Raw genomic sequence first — 14,158 nt, forward strand, 5'->3', positions numbered from 1 at the left:
ATGACGATGGTGGAATACCGCAATGAGCCGTTTACCGATTTCAAGCAGGAGCATAACCGCCAAGCGATGCTCTCCGCGCTGGAGCGCGTTCGTGCCCAATTGGGGCGCACCTACCCGCTCAAGATCAACGGTCAGGAGATCATGACCGACAGACGCTCCGCTTCCATTAATCCAGGTCAAGTGAAGCAGGTCGTCGGCTATGTCGCACAGGCCGATGCCAACTTGGCTCACCAAGCGATCGCGGCAGCGGATACCGCCTTCCGGGACTGGCAGCATGTCGACCCGGAAGTCCGGGCGGGCTACCTGTTCAAGGCTGCGGCGATTATTCGCCGGCGCAAGTTCGAGTTCTCCGCCTGGCTCGTGTATGAAGTCGGGAAGAACTGGGCCGAAGCGGATGCCGATGTCGCCGAAGCGATCGACTTCCTTGAATTCTACGGCCGGGAAATGATCCGGCTCGCGGGTCCGCAACCGCTGACTCCGCTGCCGGGCGAGGACAACCGGCTGACCTATATCCCGCTCGGGGTCGGCGTCGTGATCCCGCCGTGGAACTTCCCGTTCGCCATCATGGCCGGCATGACCTGCGCCGCCCTCGTCGCCGGGAATACGGTCGTGCTCAAGCCGGCATCGACATCGCCGGTGATCGCCGCGCGCTTCGTCGAGCTGATGGAAGAAGCCGGACTGCCGGCCGGCGTGCTGAACTTCGTGCCCGGCTCGGGCAGCGAGATCGGCGACCTGCTCGTCGATCATCCGCGCACCCGCTTCGTCTCGTTCACAGGCTCCCGCGATGTCGGACTCCGGATTAACGAACGGATCGCGCGTCCGGCACAGGGGCAGATCTGGATTAAGCGCCTTATTGCCGAGATGGGCGGCAAGGACGGCATCGTGGTGGACAACAGCGCCGATCCGGCCGAAGCGGCAGAGGCGATTGTCGCGTCCGCCTTCGGCTTCCAGGGGCAGAAATGCTCCGCCGGCTCCCGCGCCATCATTCATCAGGACATCTATGAAGAAGTGCTCGGCCATATCATTGAGAAGACGAAGCAGCTGACGGTCGGCCTGCCGGAAGAGAACTATCCGATCGGTCCGGTCATCGATGAGAACGCCTACAACAAAATCCGCGAGTACATGGCGATCGGCGCGTCGGAAGGCCGCCTCGTGGCCGGAGGAGATATCGCCGGCGGCGACGGCTATTACTTGCAGCCGACCGTGTTCGCGGATGTCATGCCGGAAGCGCGCATCATGCTTGAGGAAATTTTCGGCCCGGTGCTTGCCGTCTGCAAGGCGGAAGACTTCAAGCAGGCGATCGATATATTCAACAACACGGAATACGGGCTGACCGGATCGGTGTTCAGCCGGAACCGCGAGCATCTGGAGTATGCCCGCCGCCATATGCACTGCGGCAATCTGTACTTCAACCGCAAATGCACCGGCGCGCTCGTCGGGGTGCACCCGTTCGGCGGCTTCAACATGTCGGGCACCGACTCCAAGGCGGGCGGACGCGATTATTTGCTCTTATTCACTCAAGCGAAGCTCGTATCGGAGAAATGGTAAAATAAACAACGGCTTTTCCGCTTCTGCGGAAAAGCCGTTGCTCTGTCATCGCTGGCGGAAAGTCAGTTGGCGGATAGTCAATGGAAGCAGACCATACGGGCGGCCGTTATCCGCCGGCTCCCTTGCTGATCCGGGTTCCCGACTTGCCTTCCAGGGCGAGATCGGCATTGCGAAGCGACGCGATAATGGCCGTTCCCCCGCTTTCGGCAAAATCGACGGCCGCCTTCATTTTCGGTTCCATGCTGCCTTTGCCGAATTGTCCCGCGGATAAATAGCCGGTCGCGTCCTCGATAGAAACCGCGCCAAGGGCTTGCTGCTCCGGTTCGCCGAAGTTAATGTACACCTGCTCCACATCGGTTAGCATAATGAACGTATCCGCTCCGATCTCCTTCGCGAGCAGGCTGCCGGTGCGATCCTTATCGATGACCGCATCCACGCCTTCCAGCGTCCCGTCCGCAGTCCGTACAACCGGAATGCCTCCCCCGCCCGCCGCGATAACAATGTGGTTCGCATCAAGCAATTGCCGCATGACACGACTGCCGATAATGCGGCGCGGAGCAGGAGAGGGAACGACACGGCGCCAACCGCGGTCGGAATCCTCCTTCACGCTCCATCCTTTCTCCGCCGCGAGCCGTTCGGCTTCCTCCTTATTGTAGAACGAACCGATAGGCTTACTAGGCTGCCCGAAGGCATCGTCGTCGGGGGACACCTCCACGGATGTCACAAGGCATACGACCTGCCGCTCGATCCCCTGCCTCGTGAATTCGTTCAGTAACGATTGTTGCATCATATAGCCGATAAATCCCTGGCTCTCGGCGCTGCATACATGCAGCGGCAGCATAGGGACGGAATCCTTGGCCATTTCGTTCTGGAGCAAAATATGCCCCACTTGCGGACCGTTGCCGTGAGTAAGTATAACGCGATAACCTTTGTGTACGATATTTGCAATAATGGTGCAGCACGTCCGGATATTTTGCAATTGGGTCTCGTAAGTCGCGGTTTGATTGGCTTGCAAAATCGCGTTGCCGCCGAGCGCAATCAGCACGGTCTTCATTCAGGCGCTACCTCCTTTTCTAGTTTGGCAATCGTGCAGTATATGCCCAGAGCGGTATCGATCCCCGACGTGCGGCCCGTGCCGATTAGCGACCACACGGCTCTGGCCGCATCGGTTGGCTCCTCGCTGCAAAGCGCATTCAGCACCTCCAGAATGCGGCTTCCGAATTGTCCGCTCGCAGCGTAATGCAGATACTCCCGGCTAACATCGGTCGTCAGATCCGGATGCCGCTCCAAGCGCTCAGCCAGCCGGGGCAGAATGACAGCAGATATTTGGCCGGTATACATCCCGGCGCCCAGGGCGCCGATCAAAAAGTCATCGCCTGCCGGCGTCAGCCCCGCGCCGTAACCGATCAGGGGCCGGACGGCCCGCCACTGGAGAGACGGATCGCAGCAGCCAAGGTATGTCCGGCAGGCAATCAAGGCCTCCCCCAACACCGTTCGATCGTTTTTTTTGCGCAAAATGTCCATGATCTCACCGGCGCTCATCCCAAATCCCGTAATCCCGGAATACATGCCCAGCAAGGCAGCGAACCGCCGGAAATTCGCGGACCGTATTCCGGGGGCTCCCGGTGAGCGGCTCATCATGCTGCAGTATGCCGAAGCGTTGTCCAGACGCACGGCGATGTTCCGTTCGCCCAGCCATAACGCGCCTTGACGGAACTCCGCAGCCATTCTGTCGCCGGGACGAATCCGGCTAGCGATGTGCCTGACGGAATCGCGGTCGACATGAACGGCAAAGGGCAAATATCCATTCTGCCCGGTACCTATAAATAAAAGCCGCCGCCCGACTCGAATGTTCATTCCGTTGCGAAAGCTGCTATGTACCGTTCCGCAGCCGTTCTCCCGGATAAGCCCGGGGATATTCGAGCTGTATGCCTCCCCTTGGACGACGAGCATAGGTCAGTCTGCAATGCCCATAGCTTCAGCCAGAGCGATCAGCGCCTTCTCGAAGCAGGCGAGCGGCGCATTGACCGTGCCGGCCCCAACCTGACCGATCCCCGGTTCTTTATGGGCGATGCCCGTATTTATGACCGGCGTGATCCCCGTTTCAATCACTTTGCGGATGTCGATGCCCAGGCAGATTCCTTGAAAGTTCCATGTAGGGACGGTGAGATTGCTGTTCCGGTCGAAGCAGATTTCCGCCATTTCATTGCTGATCGCCAAGGCGTCATCGAAGCCGCCGGCGCCGACGAAGCGGGTGACCCCCGGTGCGGCGATCATAGCCATGGCGCCGACCCCGAACGTCTCCGTGATGGCGCTGTCCCCAATATCCGGGTTGGCGTCCTCTTGCGAATAGCCGGTAAAGAACAATCCTTTCGGCGTATTGACCGGCGCGGTAAACCATTGATCGCCCAATCCGCTGACCCGTATGCCGAAATCCTTGCCGTTGCGGGTCATGGCGGTGACAATCGTGCCGGCTTGAATCGTGCGCGCGCCATCCATAACGGCCTTGCAGGACGCCATCATCACGTTGAGAAAGAATTGGTCGGTATCCGCCAAAAACTTGATAATTGTTCTTTTGTCCGTCTCGGGCACATCGGTCGCCAATAAGAGCGGCGCCAGTTCTTTGAGCAGCAGCAGCGAAGCGGCAATGTTGCGTTGATGAAATTCGTCGCCCATCGTAATCGCCTTGGCGACGACGACATTCAGATTGATGCCCCCGTCGGAAGCTTTCAGCGCTTTGGACATCCCGGGACCGAGGACGTCGCGAATCCAGCGGAGACGGCTGATCACTTCTTCACTATACGCGCCGAAGCGCAGCACCTTGCCGATCCCTTCATTCAGGTTGCAATAAGCGCGGTTGCCTTCCGTGCGGTTCTCTACCACGAGAACCGGCATATTGGCCGATGTAATGCCGCCCATCGGGCCGACAGCGTTGACGTGATGACAGGGGACGAATCGGATTGCCCCGCCTTCCAGCATTTTCTTCGCTTCCTCCTCTGTCGCGGCCCACCCTTCAAAGAGCAGCGCGCCGATGCAGGAACCCTTCATCGGCCCGGTCATGTCCGGCCAATCGATAGGCGGCCCGGCATGAAGCAGCGTACGGCCGTTCAATTCGTCAATAACGGTGTTGGCAGGAACCACGTCGATCAGGAACGGCTGTGCGCCGGCTATTTTCTCGACTACCGCCCGGTTGGCTTCGTCAATCGTATGGTACATAGTACGTTCTCCTTACATGTCGTTATTTTAATTTGGACAAAATATTAGCTAGCTTTTTATTGCCTCCCGCTGCCGGACGCCAGTCGAATTGAACGACTTTCCCTTCATACCGGTGGATCGTGTCCGCGAAGCTCGCCAGACCGAGATTGATTACGCGCGGCTTGCCGGACAACAGCTTGGCCGTCGCTTCCGGCACCGCAACCCCGTCGGGGGAACCGTGCCGGACGCCCGCAGGCGAAGCGGAAAACGCCGGACTGGACGGCACCGATTTGCCGACGAGACGCAGCGCCCGCTTCACAGCCTGTACGTTGCTGTCCTCGACAAGTACGCCGGCCTCTTCCAGCTTTCGTCTTTGCTCCCCGTAATGTTGCGGATCTTGATCCGTCCCGCAGACAGAGCACACGAAGTATACGGTTCTGCCTTCCCCGGAAGCGCGAGCGACCGCGTTCCGAATCGAAGGAATCAGTTCCCCGGCCATATCTTCATGGGAACCGTAGCCTAGCACGACGTCGAACAAAATAACCGCCGTCTCGCGATCTTGTGCCATCTTGCCGATGAATTCCTTGCGAGTAGACGGATCAATCATCGGATGAGGACGGCCTTTCGTGTAGATATCGTCACCCAAGTCGATAATTTCATGTCCTTGATCTTTGAAAATATAGCCGTCCTCATGCTTCAGCGAAGCCGGGATGCCGAACGCCTCCCGCACGAGCATGGCGGCTTCTGTCGCCAGCGTGCCTCCCGAATACAAGCCTTTAATATAGGACTGTCCGGACTGCAATGCATGGCCCCCTTCCGCGATCGTCTCCCGCGCGCCGGGGGATGAAGGCGTTCTCCCATAGGCGAGTTGAACGGCCATTGCCGCCGTGTCCTCCAAAGTGTAAGCATAATGAACGCTGCCTTCCGGCTCCAACGGCTTCTCTCCCGTGAAGATGGCAACGGACGGCTTGGACAGAGACTGCAGGAACGCCGTCACTTTTTTCTTGACCTCAGGGGCGGGAGGCTTCGAAATCACGACGATCAATTCCGTATTCACATCCGCCTCCAACGCGGCAATGCCGTCCAGCATCGTCAAGGCCCCGATCGACTCGCTCAGGTCGCGGCCGCCCGTGCCGATGGCATGGCTAACTCCGCCGCCCAACCGGTCGATAATGGTGGATACCTCCTGAATGCCGGTTCCGGATGCGCCGACGATACCGATTTTCCCCGGGCTGATAACATTCGCGAACGCGATCGGAACTCCGGCCAATATCCCGGTCCCGCAGTCGGGTCCCATCACGAGCAGCCCTTTCTCTTTCGCTTTCCGTTTCAGCGCCAGCTCATCAGACTCGGGGACGTTGTCGCTAAAAATAAAAACGTGAAGCCCTTTGTCCAACGCTTTATGCGCCTCGTCCGCGACATATTCGCCCGGAATCGATAGAAGCGCCAGATTGGCCTCGGGCAGCAATCGCATGGCCCGATCCCACGTGCGGACTTTGTCATAATCGTTTTTAGCGCCGGAGAGCGCTTGATTTTTCAGAAAAGAATCGATTTCATTCAAGACTTCCGTCACTTTCTCCGTCTGCTCCGTATCGATTACGATGCAGATATCATTGGGCTTGGCCCGATCCAGCTCCGGCGTATACAATCCGGTATTGCGGAAGATATCCAGGTTGGCGGGGGTGCCCATCATGACCGAGATCCGGTTGATGCCTTCCATGGCGGACAGCTTGTTCGTAAGGAGCATTAAGCTGACCGAGTCTTGATACACGTTTTCTTTTATAATGGTTTTAAGCACGACAATCTCCCTTTCCTGATGCCGACCCGGATCGTTAGGCCGTTCTCGTTCTTCGTTTTTCTGTGGTAAAAATCATCGCGGCCAGACCGATAAACAGCAGAACCATGGCCAGGAAAAAACCGGACCGCATGCTGCCCGTCGTATCCACCAAATAACCCGTAATGTAAGGAGCGAGAATGGAGGAGCTCATGCCGATAAAATTATACAGACCGAACGCGGTGCTGTACGCTTCCTTAGGCGCGTTATCCGCTACAAAGGCGACGAGCACGGGGTCCAGCGCCAGCTTCCCGGTCAGACCGTAGACGATTAAGGCGAACATCATCGCGGCGTCGCTTTGCGTGTACACAACCAGATAGATGGACAGGGCGGCGATGGGCACCAAAATAAAAACCAGGGGTTTCCGTCTTCCAAACTTATCGGATAAATACCCGAAGAACAGAGCTCCGGGAATCGACGCCCATGGAACGAGCGAAGAGATGAAGCCGACATCGCTGCCCTGATAGCCCCGCTCGGTCTGCAAATACTGCGGGAGCCAGGTGAGAATCGCGAAAAATCCGTAAAGCGAGCAGAATACCATGATGAACGTGAGCGAAAGGTTCCGGTTCTTGAACAACGAAAACATGGATATCTTTCGCGTCCCGCCCTGATTCGTGTCCGCTCCCCGAGCTTCCACATTAAACTTCCGAGGCTTCTCCTTGATCACGAACCAGATCAAGAGAGCGGTGATGATCGTCGGAATGGCCATAATGTAGAACGGAATTCTCCAGTTCAAACCATTCTCCAGCGTTAACGTGCTGGCTGTGATGTAGCCAAGCGAAATGCCGATTGCCTGGCCGCTGTTAATGACCGCGGTTCCAACCGTACGCACTTTTTCGGGAATGGCTTCGGACGACAACGCATATTGCGGACCGTAATACGTCCCTTCGCCCACCCCGGTGATGATTCGGGCAAGGAGAAGCATGAAGAAGGAATTGACGATCCCGGTAAAAGCGGTAGCGAGGCCGAACAGAATATACCCGGGAACAAGAACGTTCTTGCGTCCCAGCCGATCGCCAAGCGTTCCCGCCGGAATCTGCAAAATCGCATAGGCGAGAAAAAACACACTGTTGATCAAACCGAGCTGCGCATTGTTGATCCCGAATTCTTGCGCCAGAATCGGCATAACCGGATTGAGTATGGTGCGGTCGGCATACATGAATACCCAGCCGAGCGTAAATACGAGAATAACCTTCCAGTAGTAAGGCATTCTAGCCTTTGGAGACGATTTGAACGGTTTCTCCAATGTTTCTTCCATTTTGCAGTTCCCTCATTTCGTGGAGTCAGTAATCATATCATTTGCAGATACGGGAACGATATTCTTTCATTCCAGCCTACTTGCGCGATTCTCAATCCCAAGATGTGAACGGAGTCGCGCTAAGCTCAAAGCTGTGAAAGGATATGCACAATAAACAGCCCGGAGCCGACGGCAATAACCATTGCCGAAAGTTCCGGGCTGTATTGGATTTGTAAATTAATATGCGGGGTGCAAGCAAGCTCCAGCAGACTTACTGCTCGGCCGACCATTTCACCGCTTCCGCCTGCAAATCGGACAGCAGCTTGCCGATGTCGGTCGGATTGCCGTTCGCGGCCTGGCTGATGAAGCCGTTGATGACCGGAACCATGCGGGTATTATAGAACGGGTTCGCTTCATCAATCAGATTTTTACGCGCGATGCCGGCCAGCTCCATCGCCTTCGAGGTATAGACATCCTTCTCATCGACGAAGTCCGCTTTTTTCAAGGTCGGCGTCGCCAGCCCGTTCTCATACAGATGTCTCTGCATGTCATAGCTGGTCAGGAACTTCATCACTTCCCACGCCGCCTTCTCATCCTTCACGTTCTTCGCCATGACGAACGGGTCTACCGCCACCCAGCCTTCCCCGTTCGGCCCCATATTGAGAACCGGAACGAAGCGATCGACCAGCTCCGCCTTGCCTGAGCTGCGGTATTCATTGAAGGCCGCTCCGCCCGAGGAATCGATGGCAATCGCGATATTGTTGTCCTCGAGCCCGAAATTCTCGGCGCCCTGCCCATTGATGAAGGCCTTCGGCGCCAGCGGCGCCGCCTCCCTGAACCATTCGAAAACTTTGGTCATTTCCGGGGTATTCAGATTCCATTTCAGATCCCGCAGATTATCGAGGCTGCCTTCCACCCCATTGACATTATACGCATAGGAGAGCGAGACGAACGCCGATTGATTCAGGCTGTTGCCGCTGAACCAGAGGCCGTAGTTCTGCTTGCCGGTCTTCGGGTTGGTTCCCGTCATTTTCTTCGCCTTCTCCAGAATTTCCTCCGGCGTCGGATTCGCGGACAGCGGCTCTACGCCCCAATCCTCGAATATCTGTTTGTCGTAGACAATCATCCGCTTGCCGAGAATCACCGGAATGCCGAACTGCTTCTTCCCGTCGAGAGAACGGACGCTATAGGAATTTTTAAATACGCCCTCCAAATAAATGCCTGGATCGAAGCCGCTGTCAGCGGCGATCAGATCATCCAGATCCCGCAGCAGCCCCTGCTGGTAAAACTGATTCGCATAAGCTCCGCCCGTATAGAGCAGATCGGCATCGTTGGAGAGCAGCATCGCCTTTTGCTTCGCCAAGGCGTTCTCCCACGGAATCTGGGTCACCCTCAGCTCGATATTCGGATACATCTTCTTAAATGTATCTTGAATGAACGGATTGAACCCGACGGTCTTGCGCCCGGTCAAGGTATCGACTCCGTTCTCCATCTGCCAGCCGGCAAGCGCGATTCGCACCGTGCCTTTCATGTCCGACACCTTCTCATATGTCTTCGCCGGCGCCCCGCCGGACGAGCCGCCTCCGGAGCAGGCGCTCAACACGAGCGCCAGCGACAGCGCGAGACAGATCCAGACCGATCTCTTCATACCGCCCAACCTCCCCGTTGTGTAATGCGGCGCGGAGATGGAAGCCCGCGCCTCTGCTCTTTCCTTTTCCATTTAAGTGCCCTTCCAGCGAAAGAACTTGACGCCCAATCCGGTTCCCCGCAACGCTACTGCTTGATGCCTGTCAGCGCGATGCTCTCTACGATATACCGCTGCAAAAACAGGTAAAGAACAAGCACCGGCAGCAGGCTTACCGTCGTCGCGGCCATAATGATCGCCGGCATCCGGTTCAAGCCTTGGTTATAGGTAAACATCGCGAGGCCGAGCTGGATCGTATATTTGGCGGCATCGCTCAAGACGAGCAGCGGCCAGAGCAGATCGTTCCATACCCCGAGAAATTGCAAAATGACGATCGTTGCCACAATCGGCGTGCACAGCGGGAAGTAGACGCGCCAGAATACCCGCCATTCATTCGCGCCGTCGATAATCGCCGCCTCCCGCAGCGTTCCCGGCAATTGATCCATGAATTGCTTCGCGAGGAACGTGCCGAACGCGTAATTCAAGGCCGGCAAATAGAAGGCCCAGTACGTATCAAGGAGGCCCAGCTTGTTGAACAGCAAATATTGCGGGATCATCGTCATCTCGAACGGGATCATCATCGTGCTGAGCGCCAGCACGAGCACGGCCCCCGCCCCGCGGAAGCGAATCTTCGAGAGCGCGTAGCCGGACAGCAGCGCCGACAGCAGACTGACAGCGATGACGCCGCCCGCCACGAGGATGGAATTAAAAATGTACTTGAGCATATCGATATTAAGAAACGCGACTTCGAAAGTGCGGATCGAAAATTCGCGCGGGACAAGCCGGGGCGGGAACGGAATATTCAGCCTGGCCCCCCAGTCGAAGCTCGTAATCAGCATCCACAGGAACGGCACGATCATGACAATCGAGCCGACCGACAGCGCCGCGGCGATCAGGGCGCGCCCCGCGCGGCGGCTGCGCCGCATGGACGGGAGCGGATTCGCCGGGCCGTCCGGGACGGCCGGATTCCCTATTGATGGCATAAGGCTGCCTCCCTTCAAGTGCGTATTGGGCTTCCTTTACGAGTAATGTTGGTGAACGCAAGATTCGATGCCGAGATTGCTTCTTGGTTCTCTTCGTGATCAAAAGCGGCTTTTTGAACTTCCTCTTCTAGGCGGCTTCAAAAAGGCCGGTTTTTCAGCACCGAGAAGGTTGCGAGAACCTGAAGAAGGAGGCGCGCAGTGTAGGCGAAACCTACATGAGCACCGGACTTCGAGGGTGAACGCAAGATTCGTTGCCGAGATTGCTTCTTGGTTCTCTTCGTGATCAAAAGCGGCTTTTTGAACTTCCTCTTCTAGGCGGTGTTCAAAAAGGCCGGTTTTTCAGCACCGAGAAGGTTGCGAGAACCTGAAGAAGGAGGCGCGCAGTGTAGGCGAAACCTACATGAGCACCGGACTTCGAGGGTGAACGCAAGATTCGTTGCCGAGATTGCTTCTTGGTTCTCTTCGTGATCAAAAGCGGCTTTTTGAACTTCCTCTTCTAGTCGACATCATGCCGGCGGTTGGTGCGGAGAATCAGCCCCGTCAAAATAAGGATGACGAGAAAGAGCAAGTACGAGGCGGCCGTCGCCAGCCCCATCTGATGCCCGATGAAGGCCGTGCGGTAAATATAGAGAACCGAGGTCAGCAGCGTGCCGTCCGGATTGCCCGCCGTGCCGCCGATGAGCCATACATCGGTGAAGCGCTTCATGCTGCCTATCGTCCCCATGACGACCATGAACACGAAGACGGGACGAAGATACGGGATCGTGATATAGAGCCATTTGCGCAAGCCGTTCGCTCCATCGACCTCCGCCGCCTCGTACAAGTCGCGCGGCACGCTCTGCAGTGCGGCGAGGAAAATAATCGTGTTGTATCCGAGAGCCCCCCACATGCTCATCAGGACGATGCTGAACCGGGAAAAGGCCGGGTCGGTGAACCAGCCGACCGGTCCCAATCCGATCGGGGCGAGGACGAAATTAAGCAGTCCCTCTTCTCCCGGATAGAACAGGAAAGAGAACAGGATGCTCGTCGCTACCGCAGACACGACATTGGGAAGGAAGAACACGCTCTTGAAAAAGTTTTTGCCTCCCGTCCACGGCAGGCTGTTGATTAAGCTCGCCAGCACAAAGGAAGAGATGATGCCGAGGACGACGGACAGCAACCCCATAAACAGCGTGTTGTAGAGCGACTGCCAGAACACCGGATCCGTCAATACGATCCGGTAATTGTGCACTCCATTGAAGCGGCCCTCGATTCCGTTCGTATGCTGGAAGCTCATATAAAGCGCAGCCAGAATCGGATACAAGGAGAAGGCCAGCACGCCGACAAGCAGCGGCGCGGCAAATAAATATCCTGTTGCGTCTTTACGGCTCCATTTGCTTCGGGAGGCCGGACCTTGGCGACGGAAAGCGGAGTTCGCGTTCAGAGACATGAAAATCACCCCTTGCATCAATATCGTACGGCAGTTCAAGGCACCCCCTTCCGGGTTCAATCATAGGTTGTTCGCCTTTTCATGTAAGCGGATACATCAAATTATAGGCAGGTCTGAGCCGAGGTGAAATGACACGGATGATCAACTTCCTGGATTATATGGTCAAGGAGGCGCGGATCCGTGCTGCCGCTCCGGTCGAGCGCAGGGGAAGCGCCGCGGAACGCCTGCGGCTGCGGGAAGGCGGCCAGACGCGCGATTCGGTAGCCGGATGCAGCGAACTGATATGCGATTGCTGGGTCTATGGGGCGGTAGAGCGCGGAGCCGGATGCTGGCATACGGAGCGGCAAGGCATGATCGGGCTCCAGACGGGGGCATGGTTCATCGTCAAGCCGCAGGAGAAATTCGCCCTGCTCCCTGACGCTGCCGCAGGATGGGTCTTGTCTTACTTCTGCTTCGATGGCTGGCGGGCGGAGGAACTGTACCGTTATTACGCGGGAGGCGCGGATGCGGGCAGCGGTCTGGAGCCGATGCTCTGGCCCGCCCGGCATGCTCAGCTCCGCGCGCTAATCGAGATCGGCTCGGCTTATTTGCTGGATCGGGCTGGATTGCTGTTCGAATTGCTCGTATTTGATCGGGGAAGCCGGTTGGAGCCGCGGCCGGCTCACGGGAAGGAACAACAATTGCAGGCCGAGCTGCTGGCGCTGCTCGACGATGCGGTGTACGAACCGATTGAGGATGAACGGCTGGCCGGCATGGCGAAGATGTCGGTGCCGACGCTCCGCCGCAAAGTCAAAAAATGGACCGGCTGCACCCTGCATGAATGGATGCACCGGCTGAAAATGGAAGAAGCAAAGCGGCTGCTGCGCGGGAGCGATGCCCCGGTCAAGCATATCGCCGCCTTGCTCCGGTATGAGGATGCCTATTATTTTTCCCGCTTGTTCAAAAAATGGACGGGCCTCTCCCCCCGGCAATACCGAACCCGGGAGTGAGGGCTTCGCGGGCTCTCCGTGCATGCGGATGTCAAGGAACCCGGCGCTCACTTGGCGAAGGGATGAAGGACTACGCTTCTTCCGGCAGCATCCGCCATGCCGCTTCCAACAGTTCCTCGAACAGGTCGTCATCTTCCTCCAGCCTGTCGTCCAAAGCCAGAATCTCTTCCTCGCTGCCGGAATCGCCGGCGAAGCTCAAGCTGTAGTCCCATTCCTTGCCCTTCTTGCTGAACAAGGTCACTTCATAGGCCGATTGAAATCCTTCCGGCTGAAAGGCAACATGCCCCAGGTAGGAGCCGTCCTCATCCTTCTTCATATCTGCCCGCACAATCGTTACGTTCATGTCTCTCTCCCCTTGGTCGTATCGTTCTCTTCGCGTTCCCGCACCGTGACTGCGCCGCTGCCGTGCCCGATGATCAGCTTGTCCGCCATGCCGATGAACAGCCCGTGATCCACGACGCCGGTAATCCGCTTCAACTGATGCTGCAGTTCCCCGGGCTCTGCGATGCGGCCGAATGCGCAATCCGCGATATAATTGCCGTTATCCGTCACGAATGGGCGCCCCCCCTTCTCGCGAAGAACGGGGCGGCAGCCGAGCCGGCCGATCTGGCGCATCGTCACCTCCGCTCCGAACGGGACGATCTCGACCGGAAGCGGGAAGCCGCCGAGACCGGCGACGCACTTGCTGTGGTCCACGATAAGAATAAGCTCACGGCTGGCGGCCGCAACCAGCTTCTCGCGCAGCAGCGCGCCGCCGCCTCCCTTGATTGCATTCAACCGGCCATCCACCTCGTCCGCTCCGTCAATGGTCACATCAAGTTCGGTCAGCTTGTCCAGCAGCGGAATGCCGCATTCCCGCGCCAACCGCTCCGTCGCCTCCGAGGTGGGCACCGCTTGGATACGGAGCCCTTCCGCCACGCGGGCGCCGATGGCCTGAATCGCCCAGTAGGCCGTGCTGCCGGTGCCGAGTCCGACGGTCATCCCGTCCCGGATGAACTTCACCGCCTCTTCGGCGGCGGCTCGCTTCGCTTCCATGGCTTCGCCCCTTCCTGTCCGCCGTGCCCAAGCCGCGCATGCGGCCGGCACAGCCTGCTGCAGATTTTGCTCTCTCCATTATAGAACGAATCCATCCTTGAATGCCATTCACGGCCTCCGCATCAGACAGACGTTGGAACATTTTTACTCCGGACAGAACGGAGCATCATCCGCCCCATCCATTTCCTCCTATTTTATCCATCCATAAAGCGGTTCTATTCGTT

12 protein-coding genes are annotated in these 14,158 nt (G+C 57.5%); 2 read left to right on the forward strand and 10 right to left on the reverse strand.

From position 1 onward, the window contains the following. Complete coding sequence (gene pruA / locus L6439_RS17880) at positions 1 to 1,548, forward strand: L-glutamate gamma-semialdehyde dehydrogenase (protein ID WP_168178798.1); 1,548 nt, start codon at positions 1 to 3, stop codon at positions 1,546 to 1,548. A 106-nt stretch (positions 1,549 to 1,654) separates the two neighbouring features. Here pruA and arcC read toward each other — a convergent pair whose 3' ends face one another. From arcC to L6439_RS17920, 8 genes are all read right to left on the reverse strand, one after another. Further along, the gene (gene arcC, locus L6439_RS17885; protein WP_213468106.1) at positions 1,655 to 2,602 is read right to left on the reverse strand and encodes a carbamate kinase; all 948 of its coding nucleotides are present in this window, start codon (positions 2,600 to 2,602) and stop codon (positions 1,655 to 1,657) included. Next, complete coding sequence (locus tag L6439_RS17890; protein ID WP_213468105.1) at positions 2,599 to 3,501, reverse strand: oxamate carbamoyltransferase subunit AllH family protein; 903 nt, start codon at positions 3,499 to 3,501, stop codon at positions 2,599 to 2,601. Before L6439_RS17890 ends, arcC begins: the two co-directional genes overlap by 4 nt. Before the next feature lie 3 nt (positions 3,502 to 3,504). Continuing rightward, on the reverse strand, positions 3,505 to 4,764 hold the full coding sequence (locus L6439_RS17895) for a YlbE family protein (protein ID WP_213468104.1): 1,260 nt from the start codon (positions 4,762 to 4,764) through the stop codon (positions 3,505 to 3,507). A gap of 22 nt (positions 4,765 to 4,786) precedes the next feature. Beyond that, on the reverse strand, positions 4,787 to 6,541 hold the full coding sequence (gene fdrA, locus L6439_RS17900) for an acyl-CoA synthetase FdrA (RefSeq protein ID WP_213468103.1): 1,755 nt from the start codon (positions 6,539 to 6,541) through the stop codon (positions 4,787 to 4,789). Positions 6,542 to 6,575: 34 nt separating this feature from the next. Further along, the gene (locus L6439_RS17905) at positions 6,576 to 7,835 is read right to left on the reverse strand and encodes an MFS transporter (RefSeq protein ID WP_213468102.1); all 1,260 of its coding nucleotides are present in this window, start codon (positions 7,833 to 7,835) and stop codon (positions 6,576 to 6,578) included. Between the two features lie 250 nt (positions 7,836 to 8,085). Next, positions 8,086 to 9,462, reverse strand: coding sequence for an extracellular solute-binding protein (locus L6439_RS17910; protein WP_213468101.1), 1,377 nt, complete (start codon positions 9,460 to 9,462; stop codon positions 8,086 to 8,088). A 125-nt stretch (positions 9,463 to 9,587) separates the two neighbouring features. Then, on the reverse strand, positions 9,588 to 10,424 hold the full coding sequence (locus tag L6439_RS17915; protein WP_237096936.1) for a carbohydrate ABC transporter permease: 837 nt from the start codon (positions 10,422 to 10,424) through the stop codon (positions 9,588 to 9,590). A gap of 553 nt (positions 10,425 to 10,977) precedes the next feature. Next, the gene (locus L6439_RS17920) at positions 10,978 to 11,910 is read right to left on the reverse strand and encodes a carbohydrate ABC transporter permease (RefSeq protein WP_213468099.1); all 933 of its coding nucleotides are present in this window, start codon (positions 11,908 to 11,910) and stop codon (positions 10,978 to 10,980) included. Positions 11,911 to 12,047: 137 nt separating this feature from the next. On the opposite strand from L6439_RS17920, the gene L6439_RS17925 reads away from it, so the two are divergent. Beyond that, positions 12,048 to 12,899 carry a helix-turn-helix transcriptional regulator gene (locus tag L6439_RS17925; protein ID WP_213468098.1) on the forward strand — a complete coding sequence of 284 codons (852 nt, stop codon included), beginning with the start codon at positions 12,048 to 12,050 and terminating at the stop codon, positions 12,897 to 12,899. 70 nt (positions 12,900 to 12,969) lie between these two features. Here L6439_RS17925 and L6439_RS17930 read toward each other — a convergent pair whose 3' ends face one another. After that, on the reverse strand, positions 12,970 to 13,242 hold the full coding sequence (locus tag L6439_RS17930) for a hypothetical protein (RefSeq protein ID WP_213468097.1): 273 nt from the start codon (positions 13,240 to 13,242) through the stop codon (positions 12,970 to 12,972). After that, entirely contained in the window at positions 13,239 to 13,934 is a 696-nt protein-coding gene (gene rpiA / locus L6439_RS17935; RefSeq protein ID WP_168178808.1) for a ribose-5-phosphate isomerase RpiA, read from the reverse strand. Before rpiA ends, L6439_RS17930 begins: the two co-directional genes overlap by 4 nt. Positions 13,935 to 14,158: the final 224 nt, after the last annotated feature.

This window comes from Paenibacillus dendritiformis, assembly GCF_021654795.1.
In the GTDB taxonomy this organism is placed as follows: Bacteria; Bacillota; Bacilli; order Paenibacillales; family Paenibacillaceae; genus Paenibacillus_B.